This is a genomic window from Streptomyces sp. GQ60 (assembly GCF_059758875.1).
This window is the reverse complement of the sequence record NZ_JCAXEG010000003.1, coordinates 428,911-451,856: the sequence shown is the minus strand read 5'-3', so window position 1 is coordinate 451,856 and position 22,946 is coordinate 428,911. Positions and strand designations below refer to the sequence as shown.

General features: G+C 72.9%; 19 protein-coding genes. 11 read left to right on the top strand and 8 right to left on the bottom strand.

The window, feature by feature from the left end; genetic code table 11:
• The first annotated feature begins 323 nt into the window (after positions 1-323).
• From AC6CKD_RS10695 to AC6CKD_RS10675, 5 genes are all read left to right on the top strand, one after another.
• Positions 324-2,348, top strand: coding sequence for a hypothetical protein (locus AC6CKD_RS10695; RefSeq protein WP_498326737.1), 2,025 nt, complete (start codon positions 324-326; stop codon positions 2,346-2,348).
• 176 nt (positions 2,349-2,524) lie between these two features.
• Entirely contained in the window at positions 2,525-4,039 is a 1,515-nt protein-coding gene (gene pelF / locus AC6CKD_RS10690) for a GT4 family glycosyltransferase PelF (protein ID WP_498326735.1), read from the top strand.
• Positions 4,036-5,634 (top strand): hypothetical protein, encoded by a 1,599-nt coding sequence (locus AC6CKD_RS10685; RefSeq protein WP_498326733.1) that lies wholly within the window; start codon positions 4,036-4,038, stop codon positions 5,632-5,634. The genes pelF and AC6CKD_RS10685 overlap by 4 nt, the downstream gene beginning before the upstream one ends.
• A gap of 68 nt (positions 5,635-5,702) precedes the next feature.
• Positions 5,703-6,365, top strand: coding sequence for a spherulation-specific family 4 protein (locus tag AC6CKD_RS10680; RefSeq protein ID WP_498326956.1), 663 nt, complete (start codon positions 5,703-5,705; stop codon positions 6,363-6,365).
• Positions 6,362-7,213, top strand: a complete 852-nt coding sequence (locus AC6CKD_RS10675; RefSeq protein ID WP_498326732.1) for an endo alpha-1,4 polygalactosaminidase — start codon at positions 6,362-6,364, stop codon at positions 7,211-7,213. Before AC6CKD_RS10680 ends, AC6CKD_RS10675 begins: the two co-directional genes overlap by 4 nt.
• Positions 7,214-7,270: 57 nt before the next feature.
• Here AC6CKD_RS10675 and AC6CKD_RS10670 read toward each other — a convergent pair whose 3' ends face one another.
• From AC6CKD_RS10670 to AC6CKD_RS10650, 5 genes are all read right to left on the bottom strand, one after another.
• On the bottom strand, positions 7,271-8,452 hold the full coding sequence (locus AC6CKD_RS10670; RefSeq protein ID WP_498326955.1) for a sensor histidine kinase: 1,182 nt from the start codon (positions 8,450-8,452) through the stop codon (positions 7,271-7,273).
• A gap of 71 nt (positions 8,453-8,523) precedes the next feature.
• Complete coding sequence (locus AC6CKD_RS10665) at positions 8,524-9,279, bottom strand: hypothetical protein (RefSeq protein ID WP_498326731.1); 756 nt, start codon at positions 9,277-9,279, stop codon at positions 8,524-8,526.
• The gene (locus AC6CKD_RS10660; RefSeq protein ID WP_498326729.1) at positions 9,276-11,195 is read right to left on the bottom strand and encodes a phosphatidylglycerol lysyltransferase domain-containing protein; all 1,920 of its coding nucleotides are present in this window, start codon (positions 11,193-11,195) and stop codon (positions 9,276-9,278) included. Before AC6CKD_RS10660 ends, AC6CKD_RS10665 begins: the two co-directional genes overlap by 4 nt.
• Before the next feature lie 82 nt (positions 11,196-11,277).
• Entirely contained in the window at positions 11,278-12,366 is a 1,089-nt protein-coding gene (gene cobT, locus AC6CKD_RS10655; protein ID WP_498326728.1) for a nicotinate-nucleotide--dimethylbenzimidazole phosphoribosyltransferase, read from the bottom strand.
• Positions 12,367-12,440: 74 nt separating this feature from the next.
• Positions 12,441-13,646 (bottom strand): bifunctional adenosylcobinamide kinase/adenosylcobinamide-phosphate guanylyltransferase, encoded by a 1,206-nt coding sequence (locus AC6CKD_RS10650; RefSeq protein ID WP_498326726.1) that lies wholly within the window; start codon positions 13,644-13,646, stop codon positions 12,441-12,443.
• Positions 13,647-13,903: 257 nt separating this feature from the next.
• Between AC6CKD_RS10650 and AC6CKD_RS10645 the strand changes: the two genes are divergently transcribed.
• Positions 13,904-14,116 carry a hypothetical protein gene (locus AC6CKD_RS10645; protein WP_450909737.1) on the top strand — a complete coding sequence of 71 codons (213 nt, stop codon included), beginning with the start codon at positions 13,904-13,906 and terminating at the stop codon, positions 14,114-14,116.
• A gap of 113 nt (positions 14,117-14,229) precedes the next feature.
• On the opposite strand, the gene AC6CKD_RS10640 is transcribed toward AC6CKD_RS10645, so the two are convergent.
• Together AC6CKD_RS10640 and AC6CKD_RS10635 are read right to left on the bottom strand one after the other, a co-directional pair.
• On the bottom strand, positions 14,230-14,952 hold the full coding sequence (locus AC6CKD_RS10640; protein WP_498326724.1) for a class I SAM-dependent methyltransferase: 723 nt from the start codon (positions 14,950-14,952) through the stop codon (positions 14,230-14,232).
• An 89-nt stretch (positions 14,953-15,041) separates the two neighbouring features.
• Positions 15,042-15,650 carry a DUF3043 domain-containing protein gene (locus tag AC6CKD_RS10635; protein ID WP_478690537.1) on the bottom strand — a complete coding sequence of 203 codons (609 nt, stop codon included), beginning with the start codon at positions 15,648-15,650 and terminating at the stop codon, positions 15,042-15,044.
• A gap of 232 nt (positions 15,651-15,882) precedes the next feature.
• On the opposite strand from AC6CKD_RS10635, the gene AC6CKD_RS10630 reads away from it, so the two are divergent.
• The gene (locus AC6CKD_RS10630) at positions 15,883-16,677 is read left to right on the top strand and encodes a PspA/IM30 family protein (RefSeq protein WP_498326723.1); all 795 of its coding nucleotides are present in this window, start codon (positions 15,883-15,885) and stop codon (positions 16,675-16,677) included.
• A 13-nt stretch (positions 16,678-16,690) separates the two neighbouring features.
• Positions 16,691-16,969, top strand: coding sequence for a PspA-associated protein PspAA (gene pspAA, locus AC6CKD_RS10625; RefSeq protein WP_498326721.1), 279 nt, complete (start codon positions 16,691-16,693; stop codon positions 16,967-16,969).
• A 123-nt stretch (positions 16,970-17,092) separates the two neighbouring features.
• Here pspAA and AC6CKD_RS10620 read toward each other — a convergent pair whose 3' ends face one another.
• Positions 17,093-17,860: a hypothetical protein gene (locus tag AC6CKD_RS10620; RefSeq protein ID WP_498326720.1), complete on the bottom strand. Its 768-nt coding sequence runs from the start codon at positions 17,858-17,860 to the stop codon at positions 17,093-17,095.
• Between the two features lie 70 nt (positions 17,861-17,930).
• Between AC6CKD_RS10620 and AC6CKD_RS10615 the strand changes: the two genes are divergently transcribed.
• The 3 genes from AC6CKD_RS10615 (at position 17,931) to AC6CKD_RS10605 (ending at position 22,872) form a co-directional block, all read left to right on the top strand.
• Complete coding sequence (locus AC6CKD_RS10615) at positions 17,931-18,752, top strand: adenosylcobinamide-GDP ribazoletransferase (protein WP_498326719.1); 822 nt, start codon at positions 17,931-17,933, stop codon at positions 18,750-18,752.
• Between the two features lie 74 nt (positions 18,753-18,826).
• Positions 18,827-19,543 (top strand): response regulator, encoded by a 717-nt coding sequence (locus tag AC6CKD_RS10610; protein WP_498326718.1) that lies wholly within the window; start codon positions 18,827-18,829, stop codon positions 19,541-19,543.
• A 197-nt stretch (positions 19,544-19,740) separates the two neighbouring features.
• Positions 19,741-22,872 (top strand): efflux RND transporter permease subunit, encoded by a 3,132-nt coding sequence (locus AC6CKD_RS10605; RefSeq protein ID WP_498326717.1) that lies wholly within the window; start codon positions 19,741-19,743, stop codon positions 22,870-22,872.
• Positions 22,873-22,946: the final 74 nt, after the last annotated feature.

Genomic DNA, 22,946 nt, shown 5'->3' with positions numbered 1-22,946 from the left:
TTTTGGTGGTGTGGGCCGAGTGGGTGGACGGCCGTCCGTAGCGATCGTATTCGGGCCCGATGGCCGCCGGAAACGAGCCTACGCGCCCGCACTCGCCCGCACGCCACTCGAAGGTTTGGCAAGTTGTTCGATCAAGAGGCTGTCAGGTTCACCCATCTGTGGCCTGTGTTGCAGGTTTGCCCCGTAGGCCTGACGAGGTCCGAAACACTCGAACCACTCTCGCAAGGGGACGCGGGGTTCCTTTGCATCATTTCCACAGAGCCTCCCCGGTCTGGCTCAACGCCACATGCCGAAGTCGAGGATCTGCGGGGGGAAAGGCCGAAATGGTCCACAAGAACCGGATGAACAGGCTCGCCGCCGTCTGCCTCGCGGCCGCCATAGCATCCGTCGCCGTACCCGGATCGGCCGCGCAGGCGGCGGTGACACCGCGGGTCGACCTGCGGGTGCTCGTCGTCGACGACGGCGGGAGCTCCGTCGAGGCGATCACGGCGGAACTCCGCGACACGGGGGTTCCGTACACCCGCATCGACCTGGGCAGCGGGAGCCGCCCGGTGGTCAACGCGGCGTTCCTCGCCGACACGGTCGACGGGCGGCCGCGCGCCAAGTTCCAGAGCGTGGTGCTGCCGAACGAGAACCCGTTCGGGGCGGGCTCGGCCGAGATGGCCGCGCTCACCGCGTACGAGACGGCGTACGGGATCCGCCAGGTCGACGCCTACACCTGGGCGCACCCGGGCGTCGGCCTGGAGTACACCGACAACGGCGGCTTCAGCGGCACCCTGGACGGCACCCAGGCCGCGGTCACCGCCGCCGGCAAGGCGGGCCCCTTCGCCTACCTCGGGGGGCAGGTGGCCTTCGAGGACAACTCGCCGCTGATCCCGGAGAGCTACGGGTTCATGGCCAAGCCGCGGCCGGGCTACACCAGTTACCTGGACGCCCCGGTCGGCTCCGGACGGGCCTCGCTCGTCGGCGAGTACACCCACGACGGGCGCAGCGAACTGGTCGTCACCTTCGGCTACAACCAGTACCAGCAGCAGTTCCGCCTGCTGGCCCGGGGCATCGTCGAGTGGATGACCCAGGGCGTCCACCTCGGCCAGGAGCGCAACTACTTCGCGGTCCACGTCGACGACGTCTTCGCCCCGGACGCCCGCTGGAACAAGGAGCTCAACTGCACCCCGGGCGACTACGCCTGCGCCGGCGGCGAGGGCCAGGAGTCCTCGATCCGGATGACGGCCGCCGACGCCGTGTACGCGGCGCAGTGGCAGACGTCCAAGAACTTCAAGCTCGACATGCTCTTCAACGGCGGCGCCGGTGAGGAGTGGAAGGCGGAGAACGGCGGCGTCGACGCCCTGACCGCCCAGCTCGTGGCCGACCGGGCGAAGTACCGGTGGATGAACCACACCTACACCCACCCGTTCCTCGGCTGCGTCCAGGACACCACCACCGTCCCGTGGAGCTGTACGAAGAACAGCGCCGGCGCGATCAACTGGATGAGCCGCGCCGAGATCTCCGCGCAGATCCGGGACAACAACAACTGGGCCGCTTCCAAGGGCATCGCCATCGACCGCACCGAACTGGTCACCGGTGAGCACTCCGGCCTCAAGACCCTCCCGCAGCAGCCCCAGGACAACCCGAACCTGGCCGGCGCGCTCGCCGACAACGGCGTGAAGTGGGCGGGCAGCGACAACTCCCGCGAGCCCGCGCAGCGGGCCGTCGGCGCCGCGCTGACCGTCCCCCGGCACCCGATGAACGTGTACTACAACACGGGCACCAACGCCGAGATGGCCGACGAGTACAACTGGATCTACACCAGCAGGGCCCACGGCGGAAGCGGCATCTGCGAGGACAACCCCGCTACCTCCACCTGCCTGCCGGCCCCGCTCGACGCCCAGACGGGCTACCTGGACCACATCGTCCCGGCCGAGGCCAGGACCGCCATGCGGCACGTCCTGAACAACGACCCGCGCCCGCACTACGTCCACCAGTCCAACCTCGCCGAGGACCGCACCCTCTACCCGGTGCTGAACCAGGTCCTCGACACCTACCGCACCCTGTACGCGCCCTCCGCGCCGATCGTGAACCAGAGCATGAAGGACACCGGCGTCGAGCTCCAGCGCCGCGCGGCCTGGAACGCGGCGGTCGCCGCCAACCAGGTCACCGCCTACCGCATCGGCAAGGTCGTCACCGTCAAGGCGCCCTCCGGCGTCGTGGCCCCGGTCACGGCGCCCACCGGCACCAAGAAGCAGCTCTTGCTGGGCACCGCGGACTTCGGCACCGCCTACGCCGGGTCCCGCTCCACCTGGACGGCTCCCGAATTGCTCCAGAGCGCCGTCACGCTCCACATGCCCTGACGCTCCACCGCTCTGACGCTCCACCGCTCTGACGCTCCACCGCTCTGCTGCTCCACCCGCTCCACCCGCCCCGACCACTGCGGGCACGCAACAAGACAGCCACGCGTACCACCTAGCGCCGGCGCTCCGCGAACCACGGGCGCCGGCCCCTTTTCCGTCCTGGGGGGACACACCGCATGAGCCATGGGCGCCATGTCACCATGCTCACCGAAGGCACCTACCCGCACGTCCACGGGGGCGTCAGCACGTGGTGCGACCAACTGGTCCGAGGCATGCCGGAGGTCGACTTCAACGTCATAGCCTTGACCGGCTCCGGACGTGAGCCGGTCACCTGGGAACTGCCGCGCAACGTGTACCGCCACACCAGCGTCCCCCTCTGGGGTGCCCCGCCGGCCCGCAGACTGCGCTCCGGCCTGCGGGGGAAGGCCAAGCGCGGTTTCGCCGAGACCTACGAGACCTTCCTGCTCTCCCTGCTCGACCCCGCTCGCGGCGGATTCTCCGAATCCCTGCGCGAGCTGGCCCTGCTGGCCCGCTCCGGGCGGCTCGCCGCGGCCCTGCGCTCCGAATCGGTCCTGCGCCTGCTGATGACCGTCTGGACCCGCCCCGGCCTGGTCACCGCCGCCGCCGAGCCCACCATCCACGACGCGCTCACCGCCACGGACCTGCTGGAACACGCGCTGCGCCCCCTGTCCGTGCGGATCCCGCCGGACAGCGTCGCGCACGCCGTCAGCAGCGGACTGGCCACCCTCCCGGCGCTCGCGGCCAAGTACCTCGACCAGGTGCCCTTCCTCCTCACCGAGCACGGCATCTACCTCCGCGAGCGCTACCTCGGCTACCGCAGCGCCGAGCAGCGCTGGCCCGTCAAGGCGCTCATGCTCGGCTTCTACCGCGAGCTCAACACCGAGGGCTACCGCCAGGCCGACCTGATCACCCCGTGCAACCAGTACAACCGCCGCTGGGAGGAGCGCGGGGGCGCCGACTCCGAGCGGATCCGCACCGTCTACAACGGCGTCGACCCGCACGCCTTCCCCGAGGCCGGTCCCGAGCCGGAGGTCCCCACCCTGAGCTGGTGCGGCCGGATCGACCCCATCAAGGACCTCGAAACCCTCATCCGCGCCTACGCGTTCATGCGCGAGGAGCTCCCGGACCTGCGGCTGCGCCTCTTCGGCCCGGTCCCGGCGGGCTGCGAGGAGTACAAGCTCAAGCTGGAGAAGCTCGCCGCCGAGCTGGGGGTGGGCGACGGGATCTCCTACGAGGGCCGCATCGAGGAGGTCGCGCGCGCCTATGCGGCCGGCTCCATCGTGATGCTCTCCTCCATCAGCGAGGGCTTCCCCTTCTCGATCATCGAGGCCATGTCCTGCGGCCGCACCACCGTCTCCACCGACGTGGGCGGGGTCCGCGAGGCCGTCGGCGACACCGGCCTCGTCGTCCCGCCGCGCGAGCCCGAGACCATGGCCCGCGCCACCCTCGCCCTGCTCCGCGACGACGAACGCCGGGCGGAACTGGGCCGGATGTCCCGCAAGCGGGTGGTGGAGAAGTTCACGCTCCACCAGTCCGTGGACGGCTTCCGGCACATCTACCGTGAGCTCGCGGGCCAGCCCGTGCTGCCCGTCCACGCGGGCGACGAGTGGACCCAGCGCCTCGCCGACCCCTGGTACAAGGAACTCGCCGCCGACGGGAGCCTGTGGTGAGCGGATCCCTCTGGCTCAAGCCGCCCGGCCCGGACGGGGCCTGGGTCCCCGTGGGCCACGCCGCGGCCGCCGGGCGCGGTACGGCGCCCGGCGCGGACGCCCCGGACACCCTGCCCGGCATCCCGCGGCCGCGCCGCGAGGGGCCGGCCGCCGACCCGATGGACGAACTCGCCGAGCGCCTCGACGCGTTCATCGCCGCCGCCGTCCACCCCGACGAGATCGCCGCCGTCCTGGAATCCGACGGAATGACCGACGAGCACATCCGCCTCGCCTACGGGCGCCAGGACTCCTTCGGCCTCGCCGAGGAGCTCTATGCCCGGGTGCCGCGCTCCTTCCCGGAGCCCGACCGGGTCCCCGACCCCTGGAAGGTCCCCCTCAGCGCCTGCCTCCTGCGCGGGGTGATCTTCGCCCTGCCCGGGCTCGCCTACCTGCTCGGCGCACCGCTGCTGGACGGGCCCAAGGACCGGCTGGGGCTGCCCGCCGGGACGCTCACCCTGCTCGCCGGGGCGCTCATCGGCTGGGTCTGGGACCAGACCCTGTCCCACCGGGCGTACTCCTGGCTCGGCCTCGGCGACCGGGCCGCCGCCGGGCGGACCCTGCTCGCCGGAGCCCCCGCCGGGGCCCTCCTGGGGACCGCCGCCGCGCTGGCGGTCCCCGGCGGACCCCCCTTCTCCTACGCCTTCGCCGCGGGCCAGGCCCTGTACGTCGGGGCCGCCACCGTCCTGCTCGTCCTCGGGCGGGAGCGGCTGCTGCTGGCCGCGCTCGCACCGATGGCCGTCGGGGCGCTGCTCTCCCTCCTCCTGGAACTGCCCGTCCCGGTGCGGGTGTTCCTGCTGGCGGCCTCGCTCGTGGCCGCCTGCGGCCTGGCCGTACGGGAACTGCCGCTGGCCGACGGCGTACGGGCCCTCGTGCTCCGCGTCCGCGGCTGGACGGAGCACCGGCCGGGCGAGCGGGGCCCGGTGCGCTGGCAGATGCTGCGCGGCGCCGAGGAGGAGTACGCGCCGCGCGGACCCCGGCTCGGGGACTCCGTCCCCTACGGGGTGTTCGGCCTGGGCACCGGCCTGCTCGTGCTGTACGCGGCCCTCGGCGAGGTCCTCGCCGGCGGCCCCGCCGAGGCGGTCGCGGCCCCCTCGGCGGTGGCGCTCACCCTCAGCATGGGCCCCGCCGAATGGCTGCTCCACAGGTTCCGCAGCGGCAGCCTCGCCGGCCTGCGCGCGGCCCGCTCGCCCCGGCAGTTCTGGCGGCGGATGCTCGCCACCCTGGCCCGGTGCCTCGCCACCTACCTGGCGGTGCTGCTGGCCCTCGGCGTCACCGGCACCCTGCTCTGGCCCGGCGCGCCCGGCCTGACCGGGGTCCGGGTCGCCACCCTGCTGCTGCTCGGGGCCGTGATGTGGACCGGGCTGCTCCTGCAGTCCTTCGGGGCGGTCCGGCCCGCCGCGGTGGTCTGCGCCTCGGCCGCCGTCGCGCAGAGCCTGGCCCTGCTCCTGGGCCTCGGCCAGCCGCGCGCCGTGCAACTGGCCGTCGCCGGGGCCGCGGCGCTCGCCCTGGGCACCCTGGTCTGCCTGCTGCTGGGCCGCGCCACGGCCCACCGCTGACCCCGCCCACCGCTCACCCCCGCCCGTCACCGCCGTCGCACGTGACCCCGTACGAGAAGAAGGACCTCATGCTCCTGGTGCCCCTCTACGAGCACCCCGCCGACCGCCCCGAGTACTGGGAGCGGCTCATCCGCGCCGCGGGCCGGCTGCACTCCGTGGTGCTCAACCCCGCCAGCGGGCCCGGCGAGGCCCCCGACGAGCGGTTCGCCGCCGTCGCGACACGGCTGCGGGGGGCCGGCGTGCCCGTCCTGGGGTACGCCGACACCGACTACGGGCGCCGCCCGCACGCCGCCGTGGTCCAGGACCTGCTGCGCCACCGTGACTGGTACGGCACCGACGGGACCTTCCTGGACCAGGCAGCGGCCGGCCCGGAGTTCCTGCCGCACTACCGGCGGCTCGTCGTCGCGGCGCGGGCCGCCGGGGCCCGTACCGTCGTCCTCAACCACGGAGTGCACCCGCACCCGGGCTACGCCGAACTCGCCGACCTGCTCGTCACCTTCGAGGGGCCCTGGGACGCCTACCGGGACGCGGCCGCGGTTCCCCCGTGGACCGCGGACCACCCCGCCCACCGGTTCTGCCACCTCGTCTACGCCGTCCCGCCGGGCGCCCCGGCCGCCGAACTGGCCGAGCGGCTGGCGGTCCAGCGGGGGGCGGGGGTGCACTGCGCGGTCCCGGGGACCGGCGCGCACCCGTGGGGGACCCTGCCGTACGCCCTGGAGGCCACCGGATGAGACGCCCATCCACCCGCTCGTCCGTCCGCCGCAGCCGCCTGCTGGTCCACGGCGTCGTCGCGATGCTGCTGCTCGCGGCCTGCACCTCCGGCCCGGACGGGGACGACGAAGCCCGGCCCGACGACCTCTCGCCCGCCCCGGCGCCGGGGGAGCGCTGGCAGCCGGCGCCCGGCGTGAGCTGGCAGTGGCAGCTCACCGGGAAGCTCGACACCTCGGTCAAGGCGGCGGTCTACGACATCGACGGGTTCACCACCACCAAGGAGCAGGTTGCCGAGCTGAAGGCAGCCGGCCGGCGGACCATCTGCTACCTCTCCACCGGCGCCTGGGAGGACTTCCGGCCGGACGCCGGGGCCTTCCCGCCGTCGATGCGCGGGGAGGGCAACGGCTGGGAGGGCGAGCGCTGGCTCGACATCCGGCGCCTCGCGGAACTGGAACCGCTGATCGCCAAGCGGTTCGACATGTGCCGGGACAAGGGCTTCGACGCGGTGGAACCGGACAACATGGACGCCTACCGCAACACGTCGGGCTTCCCGCTCACCGCGGGCGACCAGCTGAACTACAACCGGCTCATCGTCCGCCTCGCGCACGACCGCGGTCTGTCGGTCGGGCTCAAGAACGACCTGGACCAGATCCCGGAGCTGGTGGGCGACTTCGACTTCGCGGTCAACGAGCAGTGCGCCCAGTACGACGAGTGCGAACGGCTGACCCCGTTCATCGCGGCGGGCAAGGCCGTCTTCCACGTGGAGTACGAGCTTCCGGCGAGCCGGTTCTGCCCTGCCTCGCGCGAGCTGAAGCTCAGCTCGCTGGAGAAGAAGTACGACCTCGGCGCCTGGCGGAAGGCCTGCTGAGCCCCCCGCCGGGCCCCTGCCGCCGGCCGCCGCGGGCAGGGCGACAGCGGTTGCCGCTCAGCCCACCGGAAGGATCGCGTGCACCCGGTAGCCGCCACCGAAGCGGGGGCCGGCGAAGCAGGAGCCGCCCAGGGCCACGGCCCGCTCGCGCATGCCGAGCAGCCCGTGCCCGCCGCCGGCATCGCCGGGCTCCGGCGAGGGGTCCGCCGCGGAGCCGCCGTCGTCCAGCACGGTCACCTCCACGGAGCCGCCCACCCGCACCACGCTGACCTCGGCGCCGGCCCCCTGGCCGGCGTGCTTGCGGACGTTGGTCAGCGCCTCCTGGATCACCCGGTACGCCGCCAGGTCCACGGCGGCCGGCAGCGGAACCGCGGCGGCCGGGCCCAGCTGGACCATCACCTTCACCGGGAGCCCGGCGTTGCGGAAGGTGTCCACCAGGTCGTCGAGGACCGCCAGACCGGGCGCCGGCTCGGTCGGCGCCTCCGGGTCGCCGGACTGGCGCAGCAGCCCGACGGTCGCCCGCAGTTCGTTCAGGGCCGAGCGGCTGGCGTCCCGTACGTGCGCCAGGGCCTCCTTGGCCTGGTCCGGGCGCTTGTCCATGACGTGTGCGGCCACCCCCGCCTGCACGTTGACCAGGGCGATGTGATGGGCCACCACGTCGTGGAGGTCCCGGGCGATCCGCAGCCGCTCCTCGGCCACCCGGCGCCGGGCCTCCTCCTCGCGGGTCCGCTCGGCGCGCTCGGCCCGCTCCTGGATGGCGTCGATGAACGCCCGCCGGCTGCGCACCGCGTCCCCGGCGGCCGCGGCCATGCCGGTCCAGGCGAAGATGCCGAGGTTCTCCTGCGCGTACCAGGGCAGTGGTCCGGCCAGCATGGCCACGCCCGTCAGCCCGGCCATGGTGAGCAGGCCGAGCTTCCAGGTGGTGGGCCGGTCGGTGCGGGAGGCCACCGTGTACAGGGCGATCACCGTGCACATGGCGACGGGCGCCCGGGGCTCCCCGGTGGTCAGTTCCAGCAGCGACAGCCCGACGGTCACGGCCAGCACCGCGCGGGGCCGCCGGCGCCGCAGCACCAGGGCGCCCGCGCCGGCGACGATGAGGACCAGCGAGAACGGCTCGGGGGTGCGGGTTCCGAAGGTCGGCCCGTGCTCCCCGTGCGGGTCGGCGAAGGACCCGACGACCATGGCGACGAGCGCCCCGAACGCCAGCAGGGCATCGGTGGCCAGCGGATGGTCCCGCATCCACTGCCGCGTGGGAGCGAGCGGCCCGAGGTGTGTCGTCACCCCGATACGGTACGGCCCCGTGCGCGTTCTCAGACCCGTGGCGGCGGTACGGGGGGCGTCCCGGGCGGCGCCGGCGGCGGGGCCGGGGGCGGGGTCGCGGCCGGGGGCCGCCCCAGCGGGGCGCGGGAGCGCTCGGGGCCCCACTTGGCGCGGACCAGGCAGATCAGCATCACCGAGGCGATGGCGGCCAGGTGTTCCTTGCCCGCCAGGTTGTCCTTGAAGAGCAGCTCGGCGATCATGACCAGGATCACGGCGGAGCCGGTCAGGTAGGCCCGGTAGCGCCAGCAGACGTAGACCGCGAGCCCGACCACCGCCGCCGAGGGCCCGGTGTCGACGACGATCCTGTCCGAGGCGGGCAGCCCGAAGGGGTGGTCCGGGCCGAGCGAGAGCCCGATCCGCGCGTACGTGGTCCCGGCCAGGGTGGCCACGTAGCCGATGACCAGCGTGCGCCACCAGCCGATGCAGATCTCCGAGATCCCGAAGACGAGCAGGATCTGCCCGAGCGCGCCCCACACCGGCAGGTCCAGCGCCGGGACGAACAGCGACAGCGGGGTCCGCAGCAGGGCCAGCCAGAGCGGGTCGACGGCCTTGACCGACCCGAGGTCCTGCACCGGCTGGAAGCCCCATGAGGTCTGCTGCACGATCTGGAGGACCGCGGTCAGACAGACCGCGCCGAGGGTCATCGGGATCGCCCGCCACCTGTCGCGGACGAGCGCGTCCCGGACCGTGCGGTACAGGGGCCCCCACTCGCGGCGGGCGAACCGCCGCAGTGAGGCAGTGGTCAACGCTTGCTCTCCAGATGTCTGCGGTGCATCCACTTCGGCAGCCCGGGCGCTTCCAGGAAGCCCTCGGCCCGGCCCGCCGCGATCCCGATCCGCAGCAGGTCCGAACTCTTCTCGAAGAGCATGAACCGCGGTTCCCAGATCGGCCGGTATTTGGCGTTGGCCCGGTAGAGGGACTCGATCTGCCACCAGCGCGAGAAGAAGCTCAGCAGCGAGCGCCACAGCCGCAGCACCGGACCGGCGCCGAGCTTCGATCCGCGCTCGAAGACGGACCGGAACATCGCGAAGTTCAGCGAGACCTGGGTGACCCCGATCTCCTTTGAACGCTCCAGGAGTTCGATGACCATGAACTCCATCAGGCCGTTCTCGGAATCCCGGTCCCGGCGCATCAGGTCCAGCGACAGGCCCTTGGGACCCCAGGGCACGAAGGACAGCACGGCGCGCAGACCGCCCTCGCCGTCGAAGCACTCCAGCATCACGCACTGGCCGTCGTCGGGATCGCCCAGCCGGCCCAGTGCCATCGAGAAGCCGCGCTCGGTCGCGCCGTCGCGCCAGTCGTCGGCGCGCAGCAGGAGCACGTCCATCTCCTCGGCCGGGATGTCGGCGTGGCGGCGGATGCGGACGGTGTACCCGGCGCGCTTGACCCGGTTGTACGCCTGGCGGACGGTCCGCATGGCGCGGCCCTCCAGGGTGAACTCGTCGGTCTCGACGATGGCCTCGTCGCCCAGTTCCAGAGCGTCCAGTCCGTGCCGGGCGTAGATCTGCCCGGCCTCCTCGCTCGCGCCCATCACGGCGGGGACCCAGCCGTGTTCGCGGGCCTCGGCCAGCCAGGGCTCGATGGCGCCGGGCCAGGCCTCGGGGTCGCCGATCGGGTCTCCGGAGGCCAGCGAGACCCCGCCGACGACGCGGTAGGTGACCGCGGCCTTGCCGGTGGGGGACCAGACGACGGACTTCTCGCGGCGCAGCGCGAAGTAGCCCAGCGAGTCGCGGTCGCCGTGCCGGGCGAGCAGCAGGCGCAGCTTCTCCTCGTCCTCCTCGCCGATCGGGTCGACGGCGCGGCGCGAGCGGAAGGCCGCGAACAGCACGGCGAGCAGCAGCAGCGTCGACATGACGTTGATCGCCACGTCCACCCAGCCCGGGGTGGTGATCGTGTGGTACGCCTTGTCGTCCGGGGCCAGGGTGACCAGCCGCATCACGCCGTACCGCCAGCGGGCCAGGAACGTGGCGTCCGCGGCCTCCGGGTCGGTGTTCGTCGCGCCGACGAGCAGGGCCGCGACCAGCGAGGTCACGAGCAGGCCGACGGAGGCGACCAGGCTGGCCAGCAGCGGGTTGGAGCGGTCGCCCTTGGCGTAGAACTCCCGGCGGCCCAGCAGCAGGGAGCCGACGAAGAGCGCGGTCAGTCCGAAGGCCACCCAGTTCTGGGGGTGGACGCGGAACTCCGGATAGCAGAACTCGTACGAGCCCCCCGAGCACGGGGTGAAGGAGGCGACGGCGGCCATGGCGAAGGCCGCCAGGAGCAGCCCGCTCAGCACGAGGTTCAGGATCCAGGCCGCGCGTTTGCGGCGGCCCATGGTGACGGTGAGCAGGAGCGAGAACGCCGCGGAGGCGAAGCCCGCCGTGAGCAGGTACGGGGTGTAGAAATCGGCGGTGCTGTGCCGGCGCAGGTCCTGGCCGAGCGAGAACCACACCGCGCTGAGCAGGTTGACGAAGGTGACGGCGCGCAAGTACCACACCGCGAAGGTGGCGCTGCGCCGCGAGCGGACGCTTCCCCGGCCGGTTTCCCGGACGTTCCCCCGGCCGGCCCCCTCGACGTTCGCCGGGCTGCCGCCCCCCGGCTTGTTTCTGCCGTTCGGATCCCCACCGGTTCCTCGGTCGGTCTTCCGATCGGTCTCTGCGCTGGTCAAACGGACCTCTCCCATAAAAAGCGATGATATGGGGCATCGCGGTCCGTGCTTCGCTCCGGAGGACCGCCGCCTGGTCAGGACCGCGGACCCCGGTGGCTCATTCGGTGGGCTCGGCCACTCTCCCCCAGACTTCCTCCGGGGGGACCCCCGGGGGGAGTTCCGCCGCGAGTGCGGCGGCCGCCTGGACGAGGGGAAGAGCCAGCAGCGCCCCGGTTCCTTCTCCCACAGTGACGCCGTGGTCGAGCACGGGGTTGAGCGCCATCCGGTCCAGCGCCTTGGCCTGGCCGGGCTCCCCGCTGGCCTGCCCGGCCAGCCACCAGTCCGGGGCGCGGAAAGCGGCCCGCTGGGCCACCAGCCCGCAGGCCGCCGAGACGACCCCGTCGAGGATCACGGGGGTGCGGCGCACCGCGCACTGGAGCAGGAAACCGGTGATCGCGGCGACGTCGGCGCCGCCGACGGCGGCGAGCAGCGCGACCTGATCCCCGAGGACGGGCCGGGCGCGTCGCAGCGCGTCGCGGATCGCCGCGCACTTGCGCATCCAGGTCAGGTCGTCGATCGGCATGCCGCCGCGGCCGGTGACCACGGACGCGTCGGTGCCGCACAGGGCGGCGACGAGGGTCGCGGCGACGGTGGTCCCGCCGACGCTCAGGTCGCCGAGGACGACCAGGTCGGTCCCGGAGTCGGCCTCCTCGTCGGCGATCTGCATCCCGAGGCGCAGCGCGGCCTCGGCCTCCTCGGTCGTCAGCGCGTCCTCGACGTCGATCCGCCCGCTGCCGCGCCGGACGCGGTGCTTGGTGATCTCCTGGGGCAGCAGGTCGAGGTGGCAGTCCAGGCCGGCGTCCACGATCCGTACGGAGGCGCCGAACCGCCCGGCCAGGACCGCCACCGGGCTCCGGCCGTCGAGGACCGCCCGCACCAGCTCGTGGGCGCTGCCCGCGGGACGCGCGGAGACCCCCTCGGAGGCCACCCCGTGGTCGGCGGCGAACAGCACGACGCGCGGCCGCTCGATCGGCTTGACCGGCACCTGCCCCTGCGCGGCGGCGAGCCACTCGGCGAGCTCGTCGAGCCGCCCCAGCGCCCCGACCGGCACGGCCAGCCGTTCACGGCGTTCCTCGGCGTCACGCCGGACGCCCCCGTCGGGGCGCTCGATCAGATCGGAGAAGTCGTCGAGATTCAGCGTGGTCATTTGCCAGAGGGTACAGCGGCCCCCCGCGGCGCCCGAACGGTCCGTGCGCCGCGTTCCGTTGCAGGTGCCCGCGGTTACTGCTTCAGGACGAGCGCCTGGCCCGCGACGACGAGGAGCACGTGCTCGCACTCCCCGGCGACCCCCGCGTTCAGCCTCCCCAACTCGTCCCGGAACCGGCGCCCCGACGCGGTCGCGGGGACCACGCCCGAGCCCACCTCGTTGCTGACCAGCACCACCGGCCTTCGGGTCGCGCGGACGGCGGCCACGAGCGACGCGGTCCGTTCCCGCAGCTCCGCGGCGCCCTTGTCCGCCCAGACCGCGTCGTCCCAGGCCCCGGCCCGGTCCATCGCCTCCGTGAGCCACAGCGCCAGGCAGTCGATGAGCAGCGCCGGGCCCTCCTCCTCCAGCAGCGGCACCAGGTCGCAGGTCTCCACCGTCCGCCAGGAAGAGGACCGGCGCTCGCGGTGCAGCCCGACCCGCGCGGCCCACTCCGCGTCGCCCTCGCGCGTACCGCCGGTGGCCACGTAGACCACCTCCGGGTAGCCGGTCAGCCGGCGCTCGGCCTCGTACGACTTGCCCGACCGGGCGCCGCCCAGGACCAGGGTCCGCCGCGGCACCTCCGGCGCCGGCCGGTACTCCCCGGCGGCCACCGTGGTCCCGTCCGCCACCGTCCGCGCGCCCGCGGCCGCGCACCGGCGCTCCAGTTCCGCTCCCGGCGGGGTGTCGTGGTCCAGGTGGACGGCGATCACGTCCGTCGCCGGCCCCACCGCGCCGCTGGCCCGCAGCCTCGCCAGCGCCTCAGGGCGGCCGACGACGTCCGCGAGGACCACGTCGTACGGGCGCCGCCCGCTGGTGCCCGACGTCCCGGCGGGGGCCCCGCCCGGCGGCAGGTACAGCATCCGGGCGCCGTCCGGCCCGGTCACCTCGTACCCGGTGCCCGGCGCGTCCATCGGCACGGCCCGCACCCGGTGCCCGGAGATCACCGCGAGCTCCCGCCCGTCCGGCACCCGCCCGGCCGCCGGCAGCCCCGGCGGCAGCTCGACGGGGGGACCGTCGTGCGGGTGGGTCAGCAGGACCTGCCGTACGGCGGCCAGCGAATGCCCCGCCCGGGCGCCCGCGAGCACCGCCCCGGGGGTCAGGTCCAGCAGCAGCGCCCCGTCCACGAGCACGGAGGTGGCGGCGCGCGCCCGGGGCCCCACGGAGAGCGCGCACGCGGCGCAGGGACAGCCGGGGCGGGGCAGTCCTTCGGGTGTGCCGGTGCCGAGCAGAGTGAGTTCCACAGGATGATCCTCCCGCGTCGCCGGGAGTGCTGCGCGCCCGGTCGGGGGGCAGACGGTGGCGTAGCGCAAGCCAGGGCTACGTGCGCAACGCCCAGCGAATGGCGCTCCTGGCCCTCGCGGGCGGCGCCTTGGCGACGGTGGGGCTGATCATCGGCCCTTGAGGGCCGTCTAGGGACGACAACCCGCAAACGTCAGTAGTCTGCGGGCACACTCAAGGCGACAAGCGTGTGAGAAGCGGACGAGCAACGGAGGCGGACATGGCGTGGACGTGGCGGTTCGAGGCGGCCGACGGCAGTGAGACGAGCCCGTCGGTGGTGCCGGAGGAGTTCACCACGCAGGGGGACGCCGAATCCTGGATCGGCGAGTACTGGAAGGACCTGCTGGAGGGCGGTACCGAACAGGTGAAGCTCTCCGACGACAACGGGGTCCAGCTCTACACGATGAGCCTGCGCGAGGCCGCGGAACTCTAACCGGAGCCGACCGGCTCGGCACGGTTCCGACCGTTCCGGCCGGCCCCCGGGTACGCGAGAGCCCGGACCCCTCAGGGGGTCCGGGCTCCGCCGTGTCACGGACGCCCGCGGGCTCAGCCCCTTACGCCGCACAGGTGCAGCAGCGCGGCGACCCCGCGGTAGGGGTCCGTCCGCCCGGCGCGGTCCTCGGCGGCGAGCAGCCGCTCCAGTTCCGCCTCGCCCGGGAGCTTGTCCCCGGCCTCGGTGCCGTCGGTGAAGACGCGTACGCCGTACCAGGTCTGCAGCGGGGCGCCGATCCCGGACAGGGTCGCGGTGAGCGTGGCCAGCCGGTCGGCGCGCACGTCCAGGCCCAGCCGGTTCGTGTAGTCGACGCTGTCGAAGGCCGCCAGGGCGGCCGCCCAGTCGCCGTGCAGGCCGGGGCGCATGGCGAGGGCGTCGCCGTTGCGCACCAGCAGGGACAGCAGTCCGCCGGGGGCCAGCATCCGGGCGAGCCCGGCGAGCATGGCGTCCGGCTCGGGCACGTACATGAGGACGCCGTGGCAGAGCACCACGTCGAAGCTGCCCGGCAGGAAGTGCACGCCGGTCTCCCGGCCGTCGCCCTCCATGAGGCGGACGCGGTCCTGGATCCCGGCGGGCTCGGCGGCCAGCACCTTACGGGCGACGGCCAGCATGGCCGGATCCTGCTCCAGGCCGGTCACCTTGTGCCCGGCGCGGGCCAGGCGCAGCGCCTGGGTGCCCTGGCCCATGCCCACGTCGAGGACGCGCAGCCGCTGCCCGACGGGGAAGCGGTGCGCGATCTGCTCGTCGACCTGACGGCCGACGAGCTCTTGGCGCACCGCGTTGCGGAGCCCGCCCAGGCCTTCGAGCCAGAGACGGGCCCCGTCCGCGAATCCACCCCCGCCGAACGCTCCGGGCGTTCCTCGGCTCAGGGCCGTTCCCCGCGCTTGACCTGCGGCTTCGGCAGACGCAGCCGGCGCATCTGGAGGGTGCGCATCAGGCCGTACGCGACGGCGCCGCGCTTGGGCTCGTCCGGGAAGCGCTCGTTCAGGGCCTTGCGCAGGCGGATGAACATGCCGACGGAGTCGACGAGGATCAGCGCGATCACGCCGAGCCACAGCAGCAGCGCGATGTTCTGGATGGACGGCACCCGCACCATGCTCAGCACCAGGATGAGCACGGCCAGCGGCAGGAACATCTCGGCGACGGAGAAGCGGGAGTCCACGAAGTCGCGCACGTACCGGCGCACGGGACCCTTGTCGCGGTTGGGCAGATAACGCTCGTCGCCATTGGCGAGGGCCTCGCGCTGCTTGGCCATCTCGACCCGGCGGCGCTCACGAGCTCGCTTGGCATCCTCCTTGCGGTTGCCGGTCGAGGCCACCACGGCCTTGCGCTGCGACTGGGCCACAGCACGCTTCGGCGTCGGGCGGCCCTTCGGGGCCTGAGGGTCACGGGACTGCGAGAGGTCGGCGCTCACCTTGTCGGTGGCGGCGTCCTTCTCTTCCTTGGAGGATCGGCTACCAAACACAAAACCCAAGGGTACGTGGTTGTGGGCACGGGCCCCATCCCCGCGGGGAACGATCCGGCAACGGCGGGCGTCCTCCTGAGGGGAGCACCTACTCCTTACGCCTGACACGGCCGACGATCAGTCGTCCTGGAGGAGGAGCGCATCCCCGCTCGAACAGTGCGGTAATAGAGACAGGGCCCGTACTGTGGGTCTTGTTGGTGACCTGGAGCGAAGTCCGTCTAGAAGGGGGCGCGCGAAGCCCATGAGCGGTGTCATGAAGCGTATGGGGATGATCTTCCGCGCGAAGGCGAACAAGGCCCTGGACCGGGCCGAGGACCCGCGCGAGACCCTCGACTACTCGTACCAGAAGCAGCTCGAACTGCTTCAGAAGGTGCGCCGCGGCGTCGCCGACGTGGCGACCTCCCGCAAGCGGCTGGAGCTGCAGCTCAACCAGCTCCAGGGCCAGTCCAGCAAGCTGGAGGACCAGGGCCGCAAGGCCCTCGCCCTGGGCCGTGAGGACCTGGCCCGCGAGGCCCTGTCCCGCCGCGCCTCGCTCCAGCAGCAGGTCAGCGACCTGGAGGTGCAGCACCAGACCCTCCAGGGCGAGGAGGAGAAGCTGACCCTCGCCGCGCAGCGGCTCCAGGCCAAGGTGGACGCCTTCCGTACGAAGAAGGAGACCATCAAGGCCACCTACACGGCCGCCCAGGCGCAGACGCGGATCGCCGAGTCCTTCTCCGGCATCTCCGAGGAGATGAGCGACGTCGGCCTCGCCATCCAGCGCGCCGAGGACAAGACGGCGCAGCTCCAGGCCCGCGCCGGCGCGATCGATGAACTGCTCGCCTCCGGGGCGCTCGACGACCGGAGCGGCCTCGGCTCCAAGGACGACATCCAGGCCGAGCTCGACCGCCTCTCCGGCGGGACCGACGTGGAGCTGGAGCTCCAGCGCATGAAGGCCGAGCTGGCCGGCGGCACCTCCGCCGAGCAGCAGGCCCTCGAGGGCGGCGCACCGGGTGCCGGCCAGCAGTCGCAGACCCAGCACCGGTTCGACAAGCAGTAGGACGGGGCCCGTCATGATTGTCCGCATCATGGGGGAAGGCCAGGTGGAGCTGGCGGACAGCCACTTCACCGAGCTCAACGCGCTGGACGACGAACTGCTCGCGGAGATGGAGAGCGGTGACGAGGAGGGCTTCCGGCGCACGCTGGGCACCCTGCTGGACGCCGTACGGCAGCTCGGCAAGCCGCTGCCCGACGAGGCGCTGGAGCCGTCCGAGCTGATCCTGCCCGCCCCCGACGCCTCGCTGGACGAGGTGCGGAAGATGCTCGGCGACGACGGGCTGATCCCGGGCTGACCCCCGGCCCGGTCCCGACCGGTCCCGGCCGGTCCCGGCCGGTACGCGGCCGTACGACGTGAACGCGAGGGCCCGCCCCCATCGGGGACGGGCCCTCGCGCCGTCGCCGTACCGGCCGCCGGCTCAGTGCGGCTCCTTCTCGGACGCCTGCCGCTCCGGGTCGGGCGTGCCGCCGATGAAGTTCTCGAACCTGCGCCGCGGCGAGGCCCACCGGCGGTCGTGGTGGAAGGCGCGCAGCTGGGCCTTGGCGCGGGCCTTCGGGCGGTTCGCGTAGAACTTCTTCGCGTACGGAGAGCCGGGCCGGGCGAGGCGGACCGAGCCGATCAGTGCGACGAAGGGGATGACCGTGCCGAAGAACGCGGTGCGCGGTTTGCCCTTCCACAGGGCGATCAGGGCGAGGAAGAAGTTGGTCGCCGTGTTCATGGCGACCAGGCCGCGGTTGTGCCGCTCGTCCTCGGTGAGGTCGTTGACCCCGAACGGCAGGAAGCCGCCCAGCACCAGCGCCACGACCGCCGCCGTCAGGACCACGATCTCCACGCTCTTGCGCCCCTGCTCGCTCCAGTAGACGTCGTCCAGGTGCAGGATCAGCGCGAACTCGTCCAGCACCAGCCCCGCGCCCAGCCCGAAGATCACGGCCGACAGGCCCGCCCCGAAGCTGTGCCGGGCGCTGCCGATCGCGCCGAAGCCGCCGATGATCACGAGGATCACTCCCGGGACCACGTGGTGGATGTGCATCCCGCCCGGCGTGACGTTCTTGAAGGGCCCGCGCCCCGCCCGGATCATCCGGGTGATCACGCGGGTGACCAGGAAGGACAGCACGAAGGCGAGCAGCGCGAGGAGCAGCGGGAGCTTCCCCGGCTCCACAATGTTGCGATACCACCAGTGACCCATGCCACCACCTTCCGCTTTGGGGCGTTATGGGTAACTTACCGGTCCCGTCGAGCGGGTAGCGTTCGCGCCGATGACAGATTCGTACGACGGCCCGCCCCTGACCCCGCCCCCGGACCGGGCCTCGCTGCTCGACGGGGTCCGCTTCGCCTTCGGCACGCTCACCGTGCTGCCCGCGCGCATCACCCGCTGGGACCGTCCCGCCGCCCGCACCGGCATGGCCTGCGCCCCGCTCGCCGGGCTCGCCGTGGGGCTCCTCTCGGCCGCGCCCGGGGTGCTCCTGCTGCTGTGCGGCGGCGGCCCGCTGCTCGCCGCGGCCGTCACCGTCGCCGTGCCGGCCGCCCTGACCCGCGCCCTGCACCTGGACGGCCTCGCCGACACGGTGGACGGACTGGGCAGCGCCAAGCCGGCCGACGCCGCGCTGCGCATCATGAAGCAGTCCGACATCGGCCCCTTCGGGGTGGTGGCGCTGGTGTTCGTGCTGCTGGTCCAGGTCGCGGCGCTGGCGAACGTGTACGCCGACAGCTGGACCCGGGGCGCGCTGGCCGCCGTGGTCGCCGCCGTCACCGCCCGGCTCGCGATGACCCTGGCCTCCCGCGACGGGGTCCCCCCGGCCCGCCCCGAGGGGCTGGGCGCGGCGGTCGCCGGAGTGGTTCCCGGCGGCGCCGCCGGGACGGTCGCCGCGCTGGTGGTGGCCCTGTCCGCCGCCGCCGCGCTGCCGCTGGGCCTGCCGGCCGCCGCGCAGCACGCGGCTGCGGTCCTGGCCGCCCTGCTGGTGGCGGAGGCCTTGCTCCGCCGCTGCGTACGCCGCTTCGACGGGGTCACGGGCGACGTGTTCGGAGCCCTGGCCGAGGTCTCGGCGACGACGGCCCTGGTGGTACTGGCCCTGGGCTAGGCCGTCTCTTTCGGATCTTGCCTGGCCCGCGCCGCCCGCCCGGACCCCGTCGCGGGACGACGTAGGGTCAGGGCGTGGAAACGACCCCGAACCAGGCCCAGACGCCCATCCGGGTGCTCCTCGCCGACGACCAGGCCCTGCTGCGCAGCGCGTTCAAGGTGCTCGTCGACTCCGAGGCCGACATGTGCGTCGTCGGGGAGGCCTCCGACGGGGCGCAGGCCTTCGAACTGGCGCGCACGGAGCGGCCCGACGTCGTGCTGATGGACATCCGGATGCCCGGCACCGACGGCCTCGCCGCCACCCGGCTGATCAGCGCGGACCCCGAACTGGCCGCGGTACGCGTGGTGATGCTGACGACCTTCGAGGTGGACGAGTACGTGGCGGCGGCCCTGCGGGCGGGCGCCTCCGGGTTCCTCGGCAAGGGCGCCGAGCCCGAGGAACTGCTCAACGCCATCCGCGTCGCGGCGGCCGGCGACGCGCTGCTCTCCCCGGCCGCCACCAAAGGGCTCATCGCCACCTTCCTCGCGCAGGGCGGCGGCGCCGTGGCCACGCCCGCCGCGGGCGCCGACCACGTACAGCGCCTCGCCGCGCTGACCGTCCGCGAGCGCGAGGTCCTCGTCCTCGTGGCGGCCGGCCTGTCCAACGACGAGATCGCCCGCCGGCTGGAAGTCAGCCCGCTCACCGTCAAGACCCACGTGAACCGCGCCATGTCCAAACTCGGCGCCCGCGACCGGGCGCAATTGGTGGTCATCGCCTACGAATCGGGACTAGTCCGGCCCAGGGCCGACTAGTTCGGGGGAGTTCCGAGCAGTTCGCAGTAGCCCCGCCTACTGCGGACGCGGTATGCCCCGGATAAGGACGGGACCTGGGGCCGACGTGGCCGGGCCCGTGTGCGGGAGAGGCTGAGGGAGCCCGCGCGTGCCCGAAGGCACGGCCCCGTCATGCCTCGTAGACGTCACCGCGTCCCTGCAGAGAGATCCCCATAGCCATGTTCCGGCTGTCCCGCTTCAGCCTCGCCCAAAGGGCGCTGATCGGCCTCGTGTCGCTCGTCGCGCTCCTCTTCGGCGCCATAGCCATCCCGCAGCTCAAGCAGCAGCTGCTGCCCTCCATCGACCTGCCGATGGTGTCCGTGCTCGCGCCGTACCAGGGCGCCTCGCCCGACGTGGTGGAGAAGCAGGTCGTCGAACCGATCGAAGCCATGCTCAAGGGCGTCGACGGCATCACCGGCATCACCTCCACCGCCAGTGAGGGCAACGCCCTCATCATGGCGACCTTCGACTACGGCGACGACGGCACCAAGCAGCTCGTCGCCGACGTCCAGCAGGCCGTCAACCGGGCCCGCGTACGGCTGCCCGCCGAGGTGGACCCGCAGGTGATCGCCGGTTCCACCGACGACATGCCCACCGTGGTCCTCGCCGTCACCTCCGACAAGGACCAGCAGGCGCTGGCCGACCAGCTGAACAAGTCGGTGGTCCCCGCGCTGGAGGACATCGCCGGCGTCGGCCAGGTCACCGTCGACGGGGTCCAGGACCTCCAGGTCACCGTCACCCCCGACAACGCCAAGCTCGCCGCCGCCGGCCTCGACGGAGCGGCCCTGGCCCAGGGCCTCCAGGCGGGCGGCGCCACCGTCCCCGCGGGCTCCTTCGACGAGGGGGGCAAGAACCGCACCGTGCGCGTCGGTTCGGGCTACACCTCGCTCGCCCAGCTGGAGGACCTGCGCCTCACCGCCGGACCGGGCAAGCCCGCCGTCCGCCTCGGCGACGTGGCGGGCGTGAAGCAGGAGCCCGCCAGGGCCGACTCCCTCACCCGCACCAACGGCAAGCCCAGCCTCGCCCTGGTCCTCACCATGGACAAGGACGGCAGCGCCGTCGCCATCTCGGACGCGGTCAAGGACAAGCTGCCCGAGCTCCGCTCCACCCTCGGCTCCGGCGCCGACCTGACCGTGGTCAGCGACCAGGGCCCGGCCGTCGCCAAGTCCATCTCGGGCCTGACCACCGAGGGCCTGCTCGGCCTGGTCTTCGCGGTCGTCGTGATCCTGGTCTTCCTCGGCTCGCTGCGCTCGACGCTGGTCACCGCGGTCTCCATCCCGCTGTCCGTCGTCCTCGCGCTGATCGTGCTGTGGACCCGCGACCTCTCCCTCAACATGCTGACGCTGGGCGCGCTCACCATCGCCATCGGCCGGGTCGTCGACGACTCGATCGTGGTCCTGGAGAACATCAAGCGCCACCTCGGCTATGGCGAGGAGCGCCGGCACGCGATCATCACCGCGGTCAAGGAGGTGGCCGGCGCGGTCACCTCCTCCACGCTCACCACCGTCGCCGTCTTCCTGCCGATCGCCTTCGTCGGCGGCATGGTCGGCCAGTTCTTCGGCCCGTTCTCCATCACCGTCACCGCGGCCCTGCTGGCCTCGCTGATCGTCTCCCTGACGGTCGTGCCTGTGCTCTCGTACTGGTTCCTGCGCGCGCCGAAGGGCGTCGTGGAGGGGGACGCCGCGAGCATCGAGAAGGCCCGCCGCGAGGCCGAGGAGAAGGAGTCCCGCAGCAAGCTCCAGCAGTTCTACGTCCGGGCGCTGGACCTGGTCACCCGCCGCCGGCTCGCCACCGTGGCCGTCGCCGTCGTGGTGCTCGTCGCGACGCTGGGCATGACCCCGCTGCTCAAGACGAACTTCTTCGACCAGGGCGAGCAGGAAGTCCTGAGCATCAAGCAGCAGTTGGCGCCCGGCACCTCGCTGGCCGCCGCCGACGAGGCGAGCCGCAAGGTCGAGAAGGTCCTCTCCGAGACCGACGGGGTCAAGGATTACCAGGTCACCGTCGGCTCCTCCGGCTTCATGGCCGCCTTCGGCGGCGGTACGGGCTCCAACCAGGCCTCGTACCAGGTCACGCTGGAGGGATCGGACAAGACCGAGTCCGCCAAGAAGACCATCGAGACCGCCCTCAAGGGGATCGAGGGCATCGGGGAGACCACCATCGCGGCCGGCGACGGCTTCGCCAGCCAGAACCTCAGCGTCGTCGTCAAGGCCGGCGACGGGGCCGTACTCGCCCGGGCCGCCGAGCAGGTCCGCGCCGAGGTGGCGAAGATCGAGGACGTCACCGACGTCCAGAGCGACCTGTCCCAGTCCGTGCCCCGGATCTCGGTCACCGCCACCCCCAAGGCGGCGGAGTTCGGCCTGAACCAGGCCGCGCTCGGCGCCATCGTCGGACAGGCCGTACGCGGCAACCCGGCGGGCAAGGCCGTACTGGACGACACCGAGCGGGACATCGTCATCAAGTCCGCGCAGCCGGCCGCCACCCTGGCCGAGCTGCAGGCGCTGCCGGTCGGCCCGGTCAGGCTCGGCGACATCGCCGAGGTCAAGGAGGTCCCCGGCCCCGTCGCGATGACCCGGATCGACGGCGCCCGCGCCGCGACCATCAGCGCGAAGCCGATCGGCGACAACACCGGCGCCGTCAGCTCCACCCTGCAGTCGAAGATCAAGGCCCTGGACCTGCCCGCGGGCGCCACGGCCTCCATCGGCGGCGTCGGGGAGGACCAGAGCGAGGCCTTCGCACAGCTGGGCCTGGCCATGCTCGCGGCCATCGCGCTCGTGTTCATGCTGCTGGTCGCGACGTTCCGCTCGCTGGTCCAGCCGCTGATCCTGCTGGTCTCCATCCCGTTCGCCGCGACCGGCGCGCTCGGCCTGCTCCTGGTCACCGGCACCCCGCTCGGCGTCCCGGCCCTGATCGGCATGCTGATGCTCATCGGCATCGTCGTGACCAACGCGATCGTGCTGATCGACCTGGTCAACCAGTACCGGGCCCAGGGCTACGGCGTGATCGAGGCGGTCGTCGAGGGCGGCCGCCACCGGCTGCGCCCGATCCTCATGACGGCACTGGCGACGATCTTCGCGCTGCTCCCGATGGCGCTGGGCGTCACCGGCGAGGGCGGCTTCATCTCGCAGCCGCTCGCGGTGGTCGTCATCGGCGGCCTGATCAGCTCCACCCTGCTCACCCTCCTGCTGGTGCCGACCCTCTACACGATGCTGGAGCTCCGCAAGGAGCGCCGCAGCGCGAAGAAGACGGCCCGCCTGACCGTGGCCCCGGCCCCGTCCGCCTCCGCGGAGGACGACAGCCCGGTCAAGGTCTGACCCGCGCGGGAACGCGTACGCCGGGAACCCGGACACCGGGAACCCGGACACGCCGAAGGGCCGCCCCTCACAGG